The following is a 16,668-nucleotide window of genomic DNA, read 5'->3' on the forward strand; positions in this document are numbered from 1 at the left end:
TGCATGACCAGCCAGGTAATGATTTACAGCGGCAAGTTTTACTTCAAATGAATGTTTCATAAACTGCACCTTCAGATGTCAGATTATGTCCAACATTTGGGGTGCAGTTCATGATAGCGTCTTATCAGGCCTACACTCCGGGGGTTATTTTCCCCACAATCGGCGGGAAAAATCTTCGATCTTGCCGCTCAGTCGGCGCTTTTGCATCGTTCGCGTCCAGCTTTTCGATAACCCTGCGGCGGAGAGTAAACGGTGATACTGATCGTCATCAAACGGCATATGCCATGCGATGGCGGCAGCCTCCTGCACGGTCACATCGCTGACACGGGAAACCAACTCCAGTGGCGCATCAGCAGATACCAACCCTGGTGCAATTACGCTATACAACCACCCCACTTTACCCGTGTTTTGCATCAACTGCGCTATATCGCTGATATCAAAATGGTAATTGAGTTTATAGCAAGGTGAGCGTGGCTGGCTGACCTGAATTAATGCCTCTCCCCAGCGGAAAATATCACCAATATAAACATTACTTTCCGTCAGACCGTCGGTTGAGAGATTTTCGCCAAACGCAGGCGCAACAAACAGCTCCGCCTGTTCCGGAAATTCCCGCGCCCAGTAGAGATAATGCTCACGAGGATAATGACACAGCGCTCTGTCTGGCCCGCCGTGGATCTTTTTCTCCGCCTGTTCGTCACCTTCCAGCCCCAGGTCCGTCAGCATCAACTCACCATCAACCTGGATTTTGGCAATTGCGCTGGGTTTGCCTTCGGGATAAGCCTGAATCTTGCCTGTGTATACATCAACCGGATATCGCATCTGTTCCCTCTCCACGAGAAATTTCCCCATTAGACCATATTTATTTTATGTCAGGCGTGCTGTTTTCGCGGTAAGTATCCAGGCAGAAACGCAATTGAAAACCGGACGAACGTTAGTTCATCCGGCTGTGGGGATTAAGGAAGTTGGTTTATTTCACCGTACCTAAAATTTCGATTTTCGCCGCTCTGGCTTTGACTTTACGTGACCAGATAGAGGTAAGAATTGGCACCAGAATCGAAGTCACAATGACCGCCGTCGCTACCAGCGAAGTTGCTGCCGGAGCCATAGGTTTAAACGCAGGCACCATTTCTGCAATCAGCACAGGTGTCGCTACCGCGGCCCCTGCGGAACTGGAAGCGGCAATTCCGGCAGTGCCATCGCCACCGCCAATCAATTTATCGGCGATAATCAACGGAATACCGGTCACGATAATTACTGCCACACCCAACAGGATCCCCAGCAAACCTGTCTGGGCAATTACAGTCAAATCAATGGTATTGCCCAGTGCGAAGGCAAAGAATGGAATCAGCGTCTGCACCGCTTTGCTAAAAAATTCTCGTAACTCAGGGTCAAGGTTCCCCAGGGCAAAGCCCACCAGGAACGGCAATACTGCGCCGACGAAAACATGCGGTTCAAACGAGGCAATCCCGGCAGTGCCCAGAATAATCATCGTCATGAGCGGCCCGGACTCCAACGACATCAACACAAATGCCCCAGCTTCTTCTTTTGTGCCGTACTGCTGCATGATGGAAGCGTAAAGTCCGCCGTTGGTCATATCCATCGCCGCCACCAGCGCCAACGTTGAAAGTCCGGCAAAAAATCCAACTTCAACACCATGTTCCGGAATAATGCGCGAGGCAATTGCCGCAACCACCCACGCGACGGCAATTTTAGTTACCACCAGCGTACCGGATTTACGCAGTACCGTTCCCGTCGCGCTTAATTTTATTGACGCCCCCATGCAAAAAAACCACACCGCCAGAATGGGCACCGTACCGGTAATCATCCCGTTGGTGAATGATCCAAAATATTTCCCCGCCCCCGGCGAGAAGGTGTGGCACAGTGCGCCAAGGAATAGCGGGACGAGCATCATCCCCCCCGGGATTTTCTCAATCGAGCGTTTTATCTGCATTTCCATCACCTGTCGGCATATTTTTAAGGGCTGATGCGTCATTCCTCAACGGAGCATCAGTGTTGATGGAAACGAAGATAAACATTCATTTGATCAATAAAAGTGATCGAAACCACATCAATTGAAACGCTGTTTTATTTTTATCGGATCATTGTTTTTATTTTGAAATTGATCACAAAAAAACCACCGCCGTTGGCGATGGTTCATTTTTTAAGCTGCAATGCGGCGTAAACGCCTCATTGCAGCAGGCGGCAAATGATTATTTTTTCGCCGCGAAACGTGCCGCTGCTTCGTCCCAGTTCACCACGTTCCAGAACTCTTTAATGTAGTCCGGACGGCGGTTCTGGAATTTCAGATAGTAAGCATGTTCCCACACATCCAGGCCCAGAATCGGGAAGCCGGAAGCGCCAGAAATGGCTTCGCCCATCAGCGGAGAGTCCTGGTTAGCAGTAGAAACCACCGCCAGTTTATCGCCTTTTTGCACCAGCCATGCCCAGCCGGAACCAAAGCGGGAAGCTGCCGCTTTTTCAAATTCTGCTTTGAAATTATCAACGGAACCGAAATCACGTTCGATAGCCGCTTTCAGGTCGCCCTGCAGGGTGGTGCCTTTTTTCAGACCTTTCCAGAACAGACTGTGGTTAGCGTGACCACCAGCGTTATTGCGCAGTACGGTTTTCTTGTCTGCTGGCAGCTGGTCCAGTTTGGTGATCAGCTCTTCAACCGGCAGGTTGGCAAATTCTGGCAGGTTTTCCAGCGCCGCGTTGGCGTTGTTGACGTAAGTCTGATGGTGTTTGGTGTGGTGGATTTCCATGGTCTGCTTATCGAAGTGCGGTTCCAGGGCATCGTAAGCATACGGCAGGGATGGCAGGGTATAACTCATATTCATCTCCAGTGTTGTCGGGCGGCCGATTGTTAATGCCGCGTAAGCAGTTGGTTCATTATAGTTAATTAAATGATATTGAAAATGATTATCAATGCCGTACTTTTCATAAGGGTATGGTTTTGCAGGAAAATGCCCAAGATGTGAAGCAAATCACCCACTTAATGCCGTGATTGCCAGTAAATCGGCAGCGGCGGCAACAGGCGAAAGGTTAATCGACAGCTCAATTTTTACACTCATCTCGTCGGAGATGTGACGCGACGAAAAAATGATGAGGATAAGAAGATGAGTAACGCGATTACGATGGGGATATTTTGGCATTTGATCGGCGCGGCCAGTGCAGCCTGTTTTTACGCTCCGTTCAAAAAAGTAAAAAAATGGTCATGGGAAACCATGTGGTCAGTCGGTGGGATTGTTTCGTGGATTATCCTGCCGTGGGCCATCAGCGCCCTGTTACTACCGAATTTCTGGGCGTATTACAGCTCGTTTAGTCTCTCTACGCTGCTGCCTGTTTTTCTGTTCGGCGCTATGTGGGGGATCGGTAATATCAACTACGGCCTGACCATGCGTTATCTCGGCATGTCGATGGGAATTGGCATCGCCATTGGCATTACGTTGATTGTCGGTACGCTGATGACGCCAATTATCAACGGCAATTTCGATGTGCTGATTAATACCGAAGGCGGACGCATGACGTTGCTCGGCGTTCTGGTGGCGCTGATTGGCGTAGGGATTGTAACTCGCGCCGGGCAGTTGAAAGAGCGCAAGATGGGCATTAAAGCCGAAGAGTTCAATCTGAAAAAAGGGCTGGTGCTGGCGGTGATGTGCGGCATTTTCTCTGCCGGGATGTCCTTTGCGATGAACGCCGCAAAACCGATGCATGAAGCCGCTGCCGCGCTGGGCGTCGATCCCCTGTATGTCGCTCTGCCAAGCTATGTTGTCATCATGGGCGGCGGCGCAATCATCAACCTCGGCTTCTGCTTCATTCGTCTGGCAAAAGTGAAAGATTTGTCGCTAAAAGCCGATTTCTCGCTGGCAAAACCGCTGATCATTCACAATGTGTTACTCTCAGCACTGGGCGGGTTGATGTGGTATCTGCAATTCTTTTTCTATGCCTGGGGCCACGCCCGCATTCCGGCGCAGTATGACTACATCAGCTGGATGCTGCATATGAGCTTCTATGTATTGTGCGGCGGTATCGTCGGGCTGGTGCTGAAAGAGTGGAACAATGCAGGACGCCGTCCGGTAACGGTGTTGAGCCTCGGTTGTGTGGTGATTATTGTCGCCGCTAACATCGTCGGCATCGGCATGGCGAATTAATCTTTCTGCGAATTGAGATGACGCCACTGGCTGGGCGTCATCCCGGTTTCCCGGGTAAACACCACCGAAAAATAGTTACTATCTTCAAAGCCACATTCGGTCGAAATATCACTGATTAACAGGCGGCTATGCTGGAGGAGATATTGCGCATGACACACTCTGACCTGTCGCAGATATTGATTGATGGTCATTCCAGTCTGCTGACGAAATTGCTGACGCAAAACGCGCTCACTGCACGATGCCTCATCACAAAATTTATCCAGCGCAAAGGGACTTTTCAGGCTAGCCGCCAGCCGGGTAATCAGCTTATCCAGCAACGTTTCGCTGGATGTTGGCGGCAACGAATCACTGGTGTAACGATGGCGATTCAGCAACATCACCAACTGCCCGAACAGCAACTCAGCCATTTCGTTAGCAAACGACACATGCTGACTACTTTCATGCTCAAGCTGACCGATAACCTGCCGCGCCTGCGCCATCCCCACGCTACCTAAGCGCCAGTGTGGTTGCCCTGCGCTGGCGCTAAATCCCGGAATCGCTCCCTGCCAGTCAAGATTCAGCTTCAGCCGCTCCGGGCAATAAATAATATTCTGCAAAACCAGATCGTTAACGGAAGCGTAGGAGTGTTTATCGTCAGCATGAATATAAAAGAGATCGCCACGGGTAATGCGATAAGGGCGATCGTTGAGTACATGCAGACCATTACCGCGCCAGACAATCACCAGCTCACAAAAATCATGTGTATGTTCGGCAAAGACATCTTGCGGATAACGGTCAGCCACAGCGACTGCCTGCTGGTCGCTGGCAAAAAAATCATCTTTGAGAAGTTTTAACTGATGCGCCACCGTGGCTACCTCGGCCAGAGAACGAAGTTGATTATTCGCAATATGGCGTACAAATACGTTGAGAAGATTCGCGTTATTGCAGAAAACCATCCCGTCCCTGACGAATATCACGCGGTGACCAGTTAAACTCTCGGCGAAAAAGCGTCGAAAAGTGGTTACTGTCGCTGAATCCGCAGCGATAGGCGATGTCAGTAACGCTGGCCTCGCTGTGGCGTAGCAGATGTCGGGCTTTCATCAGTCGCAGGCGGTTCAGGTAACGCTGAGGCGTCAGCCCCGTTTGCTGCTTAAGCTGGCGATGCAGCGTACGCAATGAAAGAGAAAATTGATCCGCCACAGCGTCCCAATTCACCTCATCGGCAAAATGGTCCTCCAGCCAGGCCAGAAGCAAGTTGAGACGTGATGCGCTGTTTTCCAGGTTCTCCTGCAAACTGCTTTTACGCAGCAAGAGCAGTAATTGCATAAACAGAATTTCACGACTGGCGGTCGAGGGTAAATCATTTTCCCCTTCCTGCTGTTCCATCTGTGCAACCAGCTGTCGCACCTGCTGCAATACGCTGTGGTTAACACGCCAGTGAGACGGATACTGCCCATCCTGCTCTTGTGGCAGCAACTGATTCAGCCCGGCGAGAAACTGAAATCGATCCGGCGAGCGATACAGCACATTGGTCAGACACAGATTATCGGTATGTTCATACAGATGCCGATCATGATCGCGTACGAAACAGACCGTCCCACCGGTGATGGTATAGGGCTGCCCATTAAATACATGAATACCCGTGCCATGTTCGACAATCACAATTTCATGAAAATCATGATGATGTTCAGGAAAATCCGCCTGCGGGAGCCGGGGTTCTATCGCCACGGACGCGTTACCAGACGGAAAAAAATCCACACTATGTAATACGGTCATACTGGCCTCCTGATGTCGTCAACACGGCGAAATAGTAATCACGAGGTCAGGTTCTTACCTTAAATTTTCGACGGAAAACCACGTAAAAAACGTCGATTTTTCAAGATACAGCGTGAATTTTCAGAAAATGCGGTGAGCATCACATCACCACAATGAAGCAAATTGTGAACATCATCACGTTCATCTTTCCCTGGTTGCCAATGGCCCATTTTCCTGTCAGTAACGAGAAGGTCACGAATTCAGGCGCTTTTTAGACTGGTCGTAATGAAATTCAGCAGGATCACATTATGACCTTTCGCAATTGTGTCGCCGTCGATCTCGGCGCATCCAGTGGGCGCGTGATGCTGGCGCGTTACGAGCGTGAATGCCGCAGCCTGACGCTGCGCGAAATCCATCGTTTTAACAATGGCCTGCATAGCCAGAACGGTTATGTCACCTGGAATGTGGATAGCCTGGAAAGTGCCATTCGCCTTGGATTAAACAAGGTGTGCGAGGAAGGGATTCGTATCGATAGCATTGGGATTGATACCTGGGGCGTGGATTTTGTGCTGCTCGACCAACAGGGTCAGCGTGTGGGCCTGCCCGTTGCTTATCGCGATAGCCGCACCAATGGCCTAATGGCGCAGGCACAACAACAACTCGGCAAACGCGATATTTATCAACGTAGCGGCATCCAGTTTCTGCCCTTCAATACGATCTATCAGCTACGTGCACTGACAGAGCAGCAACCAGAACTTATTCCACACATTGCTCACGCTTTGCTGATACCGGATTACTTTAGTTATCGCCTGACCGGCAAGATGAACTGGGAATATACCAACGCCACGACCACGCAACTGGTCAATATCAATAGCGACGACTGGGACGAGTCGTTACTGGCGTGGAGCGGTGCCAACAAAGCCTGGTTTGGTCGCCCGACGCATCCGGGTAATGTCATAGGTCACTGGATTTGCCCGCAGGGTAATGAGATTCCGGTGGTCGCCGTTGCCAGCCATGATACCGCCAGCGCGGTTATCGCCTCGCCGTTAAACGGTTCACGCGCCGCTTATCTCTCTTCTGGCACCTGGTCATTGATGGGCTTCGAAAGCCAGACGCCATTTACCAATGACACGGCGCTGGCAGCCAATATCACCAACGAAGGCGGGGCGGAAGGTCGCTATCGGGTGCTGAAAAATATTATGGGCTTATGGCTGCTTCAGCGAGTGCTTCAGGAGCGGCAAATCAACGATCTTCCGGCGCTTATCGCCGCAACACAGGCACTTCCGGCCTGCCGCTTCATCATCAATCCCAATGACGATCGCTTTATTAATCCTGACGAGATGTGCAGCGAAATTCAGGCTGCGTGTCGGGAAACGGCGCAACCGATCCCGGAAAGTGATGCTGAACTGGCGCGCTGTATTTTCGACAGTCTGGCGCTGCTGTATGCCGATGTGTTGCATGAGCTGGCGCAGCTGCGTGGTGAAGATTTCTCGCAACTGCATATTGTCGGCGGCGGCTGCCAGAACACGCTGCTCAACCAGCTGTGTGCCGATGCCTGCGGTATTCGGGTGATCGCAGGGCCTGTTGAAGCCTCGACGCTCGGCAATATCGGCATCCAGTTAATGACGCTGGATGAACTCAACAATGTGGATGATTTCCGTCAGGTCGTCAGCACTACCGCGAATCTGACCACCTTTACCCCTAATCCTGACAGTGAAATTGCCCACTATGTGGCGCAGATTCACTCTACACGACAGACAAAGGAGCTTTGCGCATGACCACTCAACTGGAACAGGCCTGGGAGCTGGCGAAACAGCGTTTCGCGGCAGTAGGGATTGATGTCGAGGAGGCACTGCGCCAACTTGATCGTTTACCCGTTTCAATGCACTGCTGGCAGGGCGATGATGTTTCCGGTTTTGAAAACCCGGAAGGTTTGCTGACCGGTGGGATTCAGGCTACTGGTAATTATCCGGGCAAAGCGCGTAATGCCAGTGAGCTACGTGCCGATCTGGAACAGGCTATGCGGCTGATTCCAGGGCCGAAACGGCTTAATTTACATGCCATCTATCTGGAATCAGACACGCCAGTCTCGCGCGACCAGATCACACCAGAGCACTTCAAAAACTGGGTTGAATGGGCGAAAGCCAATCAGCTCGGTCTGGATTTTAACCCCTCCTGTTTTTCGCATCCGCTAAGCGCCGATGGCTTTACGCTTTCCCATGCCGACGACCGCATTCGCCAGTTCTGGATTGACCACTGTAAAGCCAGCCGCCGTGTTTCAGCCTATTTTGGTGAGCAACTCGGCACACCGTCGGTGATGAACATCTGGATCCCGGATGGCATGAAAGATATTACCGTTGACCGTCTCGCCCCACGCCAGCGTTTGCTGGCAGCACTGGATGAAGTGATCAGCGAGAAGCTAAACCCTGCGCACCATATCGACGCCGTTGAGAGCAAATTGTTTGGCATTGGCGCGGAGAGCTACACGGTTGGCTCCAATGAGTTTTACCTGGGGTATGCCACCAGCCGCCAGACGGCGCTGTGCCTGGACGCCGGGCATTTCCACCCGACTGAAGTGATTTCCGACAAGATTTCCGCCGCCATGCTGTATGTGCCGCAGTTGCTGCTGCACGTCAGCCGTCCGGTTCGCTGGGACAGCGATCACGTAGTGCTGCTGGATGATGAAACCCAGGCGATTGCCAGTGAGATTGTTCGTCACGATCTGTTTGACCGGGTGCATATCGGCCTCGACTTCTTCGATGCCTCTATCAACCGCATTGCCGCGTGGGTCATTGGTACACGCAATATGAAAAAAGCCCTGCTACGTGCGTTACTGGAACCTACCGCTGAGCTGCGCAAGCTGGAAGCGGCGGGCGATTACACTGCGCGTCTGGCGCTACTGGAAGAGCAGAAATCGTTGCCGTGGCAGGCGGTATGGGAAATGTATTGTCAGCGTCACGATACGCCAGCGGGTAGCGAATGGCTGGAGAACGTGCGGGCTTATGAGAAAGAAATTTTGAGTCGCCGCGGGTAAACACTGCCGGATGCGGCACGAGTGCCTTATCCGGCCTACAGATCGTACATCCGGCAACAGGCACGGACGTCCAATTAACAGGAACACAGAACATGCAAAACATAACCCAGTCCTGGTTTGTCCAGGGAATGATCAAAGCCACCACCGATGCCTGGCTGAAAGGCTGGGACGAGCGCAACGGCGGCAACCTGACGCTGCGCCTGGATGACGCCGATATCGCACCATATCACGACAATTTTCACCAACAACCGCGCTATATCCCGCTCAGCCAGCCCATGCCTTTACTGGCAAATACACCGTTTATTGTCACCGGCTCCGGCAAATTCTTCCGTAACGTCCAGCTTGATCCTGCGGCTAACTTAGGCATCGTAAAAGTCGACAGCGACGGCGCGGGCTACCACATTCTTTGGGGGTTAACCAACGAAGCCGTCCCCACTTCCGAACTTCCAGCTCACTTCCTTTCCCACTGCGAGCGCATTAAAGCCACCAACGGCAAAGATCGGGTGATCATGCACTGCCACGCCACCAACCTGATCGCTCTCACCTACGTGCTGGAAAACGACACCGCGGTCTTCACTCGCCAACTGTGGGAAGGCAGCACCGAGTGTCTGGTGGTATTCCCGGATGGCGTTGGCATTCTGCCGTGGATGGTACCCGGCACGGACGAAATCGGCCAGGCAACTGCACAAGAGATGCAAAAACATTCGCTGGTGTTGTGGCCCTTCCACGGTGTGTTCGGTTCCGGACCGACACTGGATGAAACCTTCGGTTTAATCGACACCGCAGAAAAATCAGCACAAATATTAGTGAAGGTTTATTCGATGGGCGGCATGAAACAGACCATCAGCCGTGAAGAGTTGATAGCGCTCGGCCAGCGTTTCGGCGTTACACCACTCGCCAGTGCGCTGGCGCTGTAAGGAGCAAACATGATCCGCAAAGCCTTTGTCATGCAGGTAAACCCCGACGCCCACGAAGAGTATCAGCGTCGGCATAATCCCATCTGGCCGGAACTGGAAGCCGTGCTGAAATCTCACGGTGCGCATAACTACGTCATCTATCTCGACAATGCGCGTAATCTGCTATTTGCCACGGTAGAGATTGAATCTGAAGAACGGTGGAATGCGGTTGCCAGTACAGATGTTTGCCAACGTTGGTGGAAATATATGACCGACGTTATGCCCGCTAATGCGGATAACAGCCCAGTCAGTAGCGAACTGCAAGAAGTGTTTTACCTGCCTTAATGAGTTGCGGTGCCGGAAAATATCCAGCACCGCCCTTTCATCAGAAGAAGTATTTAAAGCGAACGCGTGCGCCGTAACGGTCATCACTATCGTCGCCGTGTATCTTATCGCCGTCGCTATCCAGAATGGAGTAATACGTCCCGAGGTAAATATTAAAGTTCTCCATATCCATCACATTAGCGAACTGATAAGACGCATGAATGGTGTGAATGTTGTATGTTCCTTCATCATCAATCCAGCAATCGTTATCACAAACCACGCCACTAAATTCATCAATCTTATTATGTGCGTAGATATAACCCAGCTCGAAACGTTTCCACAGCGCGTTAATTCCAGCGGTGAAATCTTTTTCATTATTAGCATCTAAATAGGCGGTATTAAGATTAACCACGATGCCATTTTCCGGATCGGTTTTCAGGCCATTCCAGGTCATGCTCATGCCATAACCGGTACGTTCGGACTGATCGACAAAATTACCCTTGCTATCGGTATAACCATAAGCATTATTTACCACATTCGCTTCCATCGCTGCGGAAACGGTGAATTCTTCCGTCGGCGACCAGGCAATTACCGGACGCAGATAAGCAACATTTTTCTGCTGTTCCATATCGCGTCCATGATAATTACCGTCGTTATATAAAGATGTTCCGTCTTCCAGTAACGTGTTTAATTCAAAATACCAGTTATCGAGTTGTTTGCTGACGAGGAAATTACCGCCAGCGTTAGAACGTCCGCGGCCCTCTTTCATCATATAGATATAACCGCTGCCATCGTCATAAAGATCGTTCGCAGTATTACCGGAATGTTCAACAAAGGTATCCTGATTCAGCGGGAACATATCGTAGGCTTCAAAACGGCCTACTTTGACCTTCCAGTCGTTTTCTTTGCCAAAGAAGAAAACCGCATCATCGATATTTACTGAACCGTGCATATCCCCCAGCGGTTGTGCGGAGAACCCAGCGAAATAGCCATTATCCAGTTTTCGCATACCATCAAAACCTAACAGAATACGACCATTGAGATTCCACTGTTCATTAGTGGGATCGCTATTCACATCAGCGTTGGTCATTGCCAGCAGGCCATGATTACTTTCCGCATCCATATTAAATTCGACGTCACCGTAGATTTTTAAATCGCCATACCCTGAAAGCAGGAGATTAGGCGGGGTGGCGTTTTTCTTCTCTGACTCCGTCGTTGATTGACCGTTTACCGGCGTGTTGCCCTGTGCGGTTTTAATTTCGCGGATCTCGGCGGCTTGTTGTGTCTGAAGCTGTTTAACCTGCCCCTCTGCTTTTGCTGCCCGCATTTCTGCCGCTTCCAGGCGTTCTTCCAGCAATGCCATGCGTTGTTCCAGCGTTAAATGCTGTGTTTTTGCCATACCGGTACTACATGCCAATAATAAACCGATGGCTAAAGATAATGTCGATCTTTTCATTATTTACGTTCCCTGAAATAAAGGAGACCCTACGCTTTCCAAAAGGAATACGTATATAGAGAAATATAAGGTGTGCACTTTCGAATTTTTAATCCAACTTCAGCAGGCCGATGGATAGTATCCCGCCGCATAATATGAGTAAATCCGCTGATTTCCTGGAACGTGAGGAATATAACAATAGTGCCGTTTTTAACTAAATATCGTAAAAAATATTAGATATGATTCACGCTGACTCATAAGCCACAAATATAAATAACGCTTAAACAAATTATCTGAGACATTTTAACATTCACAAAATCATTAAATAATGATACTTTATTCACAAAATTTATCCTTCACTCTGCTTTATATTGTTACGACTTCGTGACATATCCGTGCTCATCACAAACCCGCCCCGCGATTACAATTAACTGTAATATTTCATCGACCATTTCGTTGTAATCGCATAACGCTCGTGGAAATGAGTCTTCGGCCATCCAGCTTGAGTTTGCGTCCTGAAGTTGCTCTTTATCCCAGTCAGAGTACGGGACTTTATCTCTGATGCGGCGAACGTATTTTTTAGCCTCGAGTTGATACTGGCCTGCCGAATTAATAAACGAGAAATTCATGCCGCTTTTATCCGCTTCTTTGGCTTGCGCCACCAGCGTTTCCAGTTCAGACACTTTCTTCATTGCCGCTTCTGCATCAAACTTATCTTGCGATATCAGGTTATTAATTTGTTTCGCTGAAATCATGACTGCCAGAGAGTAGTAGTGGAATGTTTTCCCTTTCGCAAACGCATCGTCTTTATAATTTTCCTGGGTGTAATATTTATCCATTTCGTTAATGGTATTACCCAACGCTACGGCAGCATCAATATAACTCACCGCCACGCCATCAATAGGTTGCAGCGCAGGCGTTAACGCCACTACACGCGTTTTGTTTATAAAAAAATAACAAAATTCACGAAATGAATAAGTCCTGTAATTTAATATATATCGCAGGACTTATTTTAATTAATTGCTCAAACGCTGCGGATGGGTATAAACCGTTGCCCGACCCGGTTTACAAAAGCCCACCAGCGTCAGATTACAGCGCTCAGCCACTTCTACAGCAAGTGTGGTCGCGGCAGACACCGCAAACAAAATCTCTACGCCGCACATCGCCGACTTTTGCACCATTTCATAACTGGCACGGCTGGAAACCAGCACCGCACCTTGCTGCCAGCTTTCCCCTTCTTGTGACCGGCGGCCTAACAGTTTGTCCAGCGCCACATGGCGACCCACGTCTTCATGCCCGCCGACCAGTTCGCCAGATGGCAACATCCATGCAGCGGCGTGAGTACAACCAGTCAGTTGCCCCACTGGCTGGAAATCATTGAGATGACGTAATGCATCATCCAGTTTGTTGAGATCAAACGTCTGGGTGAACGGCAGCGGCTGCACCGGTTTACCGATATCGTTAAGCTGTTCTACACCGCATACGCCACAGCCCGTACGTCCCGCCAGCGCCCGGCGGCGTTCCTTCAACCCCATAAAGCGGCGGCTGGAAAGCTCAATTTGTACTTCCAGGCCATTACAGGAAGGAACGACATCCATGCCGAAGATATCGCGCGGGCTTTCGATAATTCCTTCGGAAAGCGAAAAACCGAGCGCAAAGTACTCAAGGTCTTTGGGCGACGCCATCATCACCACGTGCGAAATGCCGTTGTAGACCAGCGCAACGGGAACTTCTTCCGCCACCTCATCTAACCGTGGGTGTTGTAAATCATCACGCCGCCATAACTCAATTTGACGAACACCTGTGATATTTGTCACATTCTCGATTTCTTTTTGCTGTGTTTTTTTCACTTTCTATTAACCAGATAAGAACACACACACCAACATTATGGTATTCTGTTACAAACCCTTCCTGGATGGAGGGAAATTGAGCCAATTCTGGACCTTTGCGGCCCCTTCCGCAAAGAAAAATAACTCCCACTCCCTGCACACGCAGCAAGCGAATGTAAATGGGACGTGACAATGTCGAAACAAGGAGCAATCCATGCAGGTCAGCAGAAGGCAGTTCTTTAAGATCTGCGCTGGCGGTATGGCAGGCACCACGGCAGCGGCACTGGGTTTTGCACCCAGCGTAGCACTCGCGGAAACCCGGCAGTATAAACTGCTGCGCACCCGCGAAACCCGTAATACCTGCACCTATTGTTCCGTAGGCTGTGGGCTGTTGATGTACAGCCTCGGTGACGGAGCAAAAAACGCCAAAGCATCTATCTTCCATATCGAAGGTGACCCGGATCACCCGGTCAACCGCGGAGCACTTTGTCCGAAAGGCGCTGGCCTGGTGGATTTCATCCACTCCGAAAGCCGTCTGAAGTTTCCGGAATACCGTGCGCCAGGTTCTGATAAATGGCAGCAAATCAGTTGGGAAGAGGCGTTTGATCGCATCGCCAAACGGATGAAAGAAGACCGCGATGCAAACTACATTGCGCAAAACGCCGAAGGCGTGACTGTTAACCGCTGGCTCTCCACCGGGATGCTGTGTGCTTCCGCGTCGAGCAACGAAACCGGCTATTTAACGCAAAAATTCTCCCGCGCGCTGGGTATGCTCGCGGTCGACAACCAGGCGCGTGTCTGACACGGACCAACGGTAGCAAGTCTTGCTCCAACATTTGGTCGCGGTGCGATGACCAACCACTGGGTCGACATCAAGAATGCCAACCTCGTCGTGGTGATGGGCGGTAACGCCGCTGAAGCTCACCCGGTCGGGTTCCGCTGGGCGATGGAAGCCAAAATTCACAACGGCGCGAAGCTGATTGTGATCGATCCTCGCTTTACGCGTACGGCGGCGGTGGCTGACTACTATGCCCCTATCCGTTCCGGTACTGACATTGCTTTCCTGTCAGGCGTATTGCTGTACCTGCTGAACAATGAAAAATTCAACCGCGAATACACCGAAGCCTATACCAACGCCAGCCTGATCGTGCGTGAGGATTACGGCTTTGAAGATGGCCTGTTCACCGGCTACGACGCGGAAAAACGCAAGTACGATAAGTCCACCTGGACTTACGAACTGGACGAAAACGGCTTCGCCAAACGTGATACAACCCTGCAACATCCACGTTGCGTGTGGAACTTGCTGAAACAGCACGTTTCCCGTTATACGCCAGATGTGGTTGAAAACATCTGCGGTACGCCAAAAGACGCGTTCCTGAAAGTCTGCGAATACATCGCCGAAACCAGTGCTCACGATAAAACAGCGTCGTTCCTCTACGCCCTCGGCTGGACGCAACACTCCATTGGTGCGCAAAACATTCGTACGATGGCGATGATCCAGCTGCTGCTCGGCAACATGGGGATGGCAGGCGGCGGCGTTAACGCCCTGCGCGGTCACTCCAATATTCAGGGGCTGACGGACCTGGGGCTACTGTCGCAGAGTCTGCCAGGTTACATGACGCTGCCAAGCGAGAAGCAGACCGATCTGCAAACTTACCTTACCGCCAACACGCCGAAACCACTGCTGGAAGGCCAGGTTAACTACTGGGGCAACTACCCGAAATTCTTCGTCTCTATGATGAAGGCATTCTTTGGTGATAAAGCGACGGCGGAAAATAGCTGGGGCTTTGACTGGTTGCCGAAGTGGGATAAAGGCTACGACGTCCTGCAATACTTCGAGATGATGAAAGAGGGCAAGGTCAATGGCTATATCTGCCAGGGCTTTAACCCTGTTGCCTCATTCCCGAACAAAAACAAAGTGATCGGCTGTCTGTCGAAGCTGAAATTCCTCGTGACTATCGACCCGCTGAACACTGAAACCTCTAACTTCTGGCAGAACCACGGTGAACTGAACGAAGTTGACTCGTCGAAGATCCAGACCGAAGTGTTCCGTCTGCCATCGACCTGCTTCGCGGAAGAGAACGGTTCTATCGTTAACTCAGGTCGCTGGTTACAGTGGCACTGGAAAGGTGCGGACGCCCCGGGGATTGCGCTGACTGATGGCGAGATCCTCTCCGGTATCTTCCTGCGCTTGCGCAAGATGTATGCCGAACAGGGTGGCGCGAACCCGGACCAGGTGCTGAACATGACCTGGAACTACGCCATTCCGCATGAGCCATCTTCAGAAGAAGTGGCAATGGAGAGCAACGGCAAAGCGCTGGCTGATATTACCGACCCGGCAACCGGTGCGGTTATCGTCAAGAAAGGCCAACAACTTAGCTCGTTCGCCCAACTGCGCGATGACGGTACAACCTCCTGTGGCTGCTGGATTTTCGCCGGTAGCTGGACGCCGGAAGGCAACCAGATGGCGCGTCGTGATAATGCCGATCCGTCTGGCCTCGGTAACACGCTGGGCTGGGCATGGGCATGGCCGCTTAACCGCCGCATTCTGTATAACCGCGCCTCCGCAGATCCGCAGGGTAACCCGTGGGATCCGAAGCGTCAGTTGCTGAAATGGGACGGCACTAAGTGGACCGGCTGGGATATTCCGGATTACAGCGCAGCGCCTCCGGGCAGCGGCGTAGGGCCGTTTATCATGCAGCAGGAAGGCATGGGACGTCTGTTTGCCCTTGATAAGATGGCGGAAGGTCCGTTCCCGGAACACTACGAGCCGTTTGAAACGCCGCTGGGAACTAACCCGCTGCATCCAAACGTTATCTCGAACCCGGCTGCGCGTATCTTTAAAGACGACGCCGAAGCATTGGGTAAAGCCGATAAGTTCCCGTATGTCGGAACCACCTATCGTCTGACCGAGCACTTCCACTACTGGACCAAACACGCGCTGTTGAATGCGATTTTGCAACCAGAGCAGTTTGTGGAAATCGGGGAGTCGCTGGCGAATAAACTTGGCATTGCCCAAGGCGATACTGTGAAAGTCTCCTCCAACCGTGGCTATATCAAAGCCAAAGCGGTAGTGACCAAACGTATTCGCACGCTGAAAGCAAACGGCAAAGATATCGATACCATCGGTATTCCGATTCACTGGGGCTATGAAGGTGTTGCGAAAAAAGGCTTTATTGCCAATACGTTGACGCCATTCGTCGGTGATGCGAACACGCAGACGCCGGAGTTTAAGTCCTTCCTTGTGAATGTGGAAAAGGTGTAA

At 51.1% G+C, this 16,668-nt stretch carries 13 protein-coding genes and 1 pseudogene; 6 read left to right on the forward strand and 8 right to left on the reverse strand.

The features are described from left to right. Positions 1–144: 144 nt before the first annotated feature. The 3 genes from yiiM to sodA form a co-directional block, all read right to left on the reverse strand. Positions 145–819, reverse strand: a complete 675-nt coding sequence (yiiM, locus tag ACJHYO_RS22215; RefSeq protein WP_001270237.1) for a 6-hydroxyaminopurine reductase — start codon at positions 817–819, stop codon at positions 145–147. Between the two features lie 148 nt (positions 820–967). Continuing rightward, positions 968–1,951: a 2-keto-3-deoxygluconate transporter gene (gene kdgT, locus ACJHYO_RS22220; RefSeq protein WP_001166063.1), complete on the reverse strand. Its 984-nt coding sequence runs from the start codon at positions 1,949–1,951 to the stop codon at positions 968–970. A gap of 259 nt (positions 1,952–2,210) precedes the next feature. Next, positions 2,211–2,831, reverse strand: coding sequence for a superoxide dismutase [Mn] (gene sodA / locus ACJHYO_RS22225; protein ID WP_001298417.1), 621 nt, complete (start codon positions 2,829–2,831; stop codon positions 2,211–2,213). A gap of 285 nt (positions 2,832–3,116) precedes the next feature. Here sodA and rhaT point away from each other — a divergent pair, with 285 nt between their 5' ends. Next, positions 3,117–4,151: an L-rhamnose/proton symporter RhaT gene (rhaT, locus tag ACJHYO_RS22230; RefSeq protein WP_000063507.1), complete on the forward strand. Its 1,035-nt coding sequence runs from the start codon at positions 3,117–3,119 to the stop codon at positions 4,149–4,151. Here rhaT and rhaR read toward each other — a convergent pair. Both rhaR and rhaS read right to left on the reverse strand, forming a co-directional pair. After that, on the reverse strand, positions 4,148–4,996 hold the full coding sequence (gene rhaR / locus ACJHYO_RS22235; protein ID WP_001298410.1) for an HTH-type transcriptional activator RhaR: 849 nt from the start codon (positions 4,994–4,996) through the stop codon (positions 4,148–4,150). The genes rhaT and rhaR overlap by 4 nt on opposite strands. A gap of 73 nt (positions 4,997–5,069) precedes the next feature. Then, positions 5,070–5,906: an HTH-type transcriptional activator RhaS gene (gene rhaS, locus ACJHYO_RS22240; RefSeq protein WP_000217156.1), complete on the reverse strand. Its 837-nt coding sequence runs from the start codon at positions 5,904–5,906 to the stop codon at positions 5,070–5,072. Between the two features lie 287 nt (positions 5,907–6,193). Between rhaS and rhaB the strand changes: the two genes are divergently transcribed. The 4 genes from rhaB (at position 6,194) to rhaM (ending at position 10,160) form a co-directional block, all read left to right on the forward strand. Continuing rightward, on the forward strand, positions 6,194–7,663 hold the full coding sequence (gene rhaB / locus ACJHYO_RS22245; protein ID WP_000144110.1) for a rhamnulokinase: 1,470 nt from the start codon (positions 6,194–6,196) through the stop codon (positions 7,661–7,663). Continuing rightward, positions 7,660–8,919 carry an L-rhamnose isomerase gene (rhaA, locus tag ACJHYO_RS22250; RefSeq protein WP_001350266.1) on the forward strand — a complete coding sequence of 420 codons (1,260 nt, stop codon included), beginning with the start codon at positions 7,660–7,662 and terminating at the stop codon, positions 8,917–8,919. The genes rhaB and rhaA overlap by 4 nt, the downstream gene beginning before the upstream one ends. 92 nt (positions 8,920–9,011) lie before the next feature. Further along, positions 9,012–9,836 (forward strand): rhamnulose-1-phosphate aldolase, encoded by an 825-nt coding sequence (gene rhaD, locus ACJHYO_RS22255; RefSeq protein ID WP_001179744.1) that lies wholly within the window; start codon positions 9,012–9,014, stop codon positions 9,834–9,836. Positions 9,837–9,845: 9 nt separating this feature from the next. After that, entirely contained in the window at positions 9,846–10,160 is a 315-nt protein-coding gene (rhaM, locus tag ACJHYO_RS22260) for an L-rhamnose mutarotase (protein WP_000619510.1), read from the forward strand. 40 nt (positions 10,161–10,200) lie between these two features. On the opposite strand, the gene ACJHYO_RS22265 is transcribed toward rhaM, so the two are convergent. The 3 genes and pseudogenes from ACJHYO_RS22265 to fdhD form a co-directional block, all read right to left on the reverse strand. Then, entirely contained in the window at positions 10,201–11,595 is a 1,395-nt protein-coding gene (locus ACJHYO_RS22265; protein WP_085455622.1) for a carbohydrate porin, read from the reverse strand. Positions 11,596–11,948: 353 nt separating this feature from the next. After that, a pseudogene (locus ACJHYO_RS22270) lies at positions 11,949–12,503 on the reverse strand (DUF3829 domain-containing protein); the annotation flags it as partial. Between the two features lie 87 nt (positions 12,504–12,590). Further along, entirely contained in the window at positions 12,591–13,424 is an 834-nt protein-coding gene (gene fdhD / locus ACJHYO_RS22275; RefSeq protein ID WP_000753589.1) for a formate dehydrogenase accessory sulfurtransferase FdhD, read from the reverse strand. Between the two features lie 193 nt (positions 13,425–13,617). Here fdhD and fdnG point away from each other — a divergent pair, with 193 nt between their 5' ends. Then, the gene (fdnG, locus tag ACJHYO_RS22280) at positions 13,618–16,668 is read left to right on the forward strand and encodes a formate dehydrogenase-N subunit alpha (protein WP_085455621.1); all 3,051 of its coding nucleotides are present in this window, start codon (positions 13,618–13,620) and stop codon (positions 16,666–16,668) included.

Origin of the sequence: Escherichia sp. WS1118 (assembly GCF_046487695.1) — a bacterium.
GTDB lineage: Bacteria > Pseudomonadota > Gammaproteobacteria > Enterobacterales > Enterobacteriaceae > Escherichia > Escherichia coli.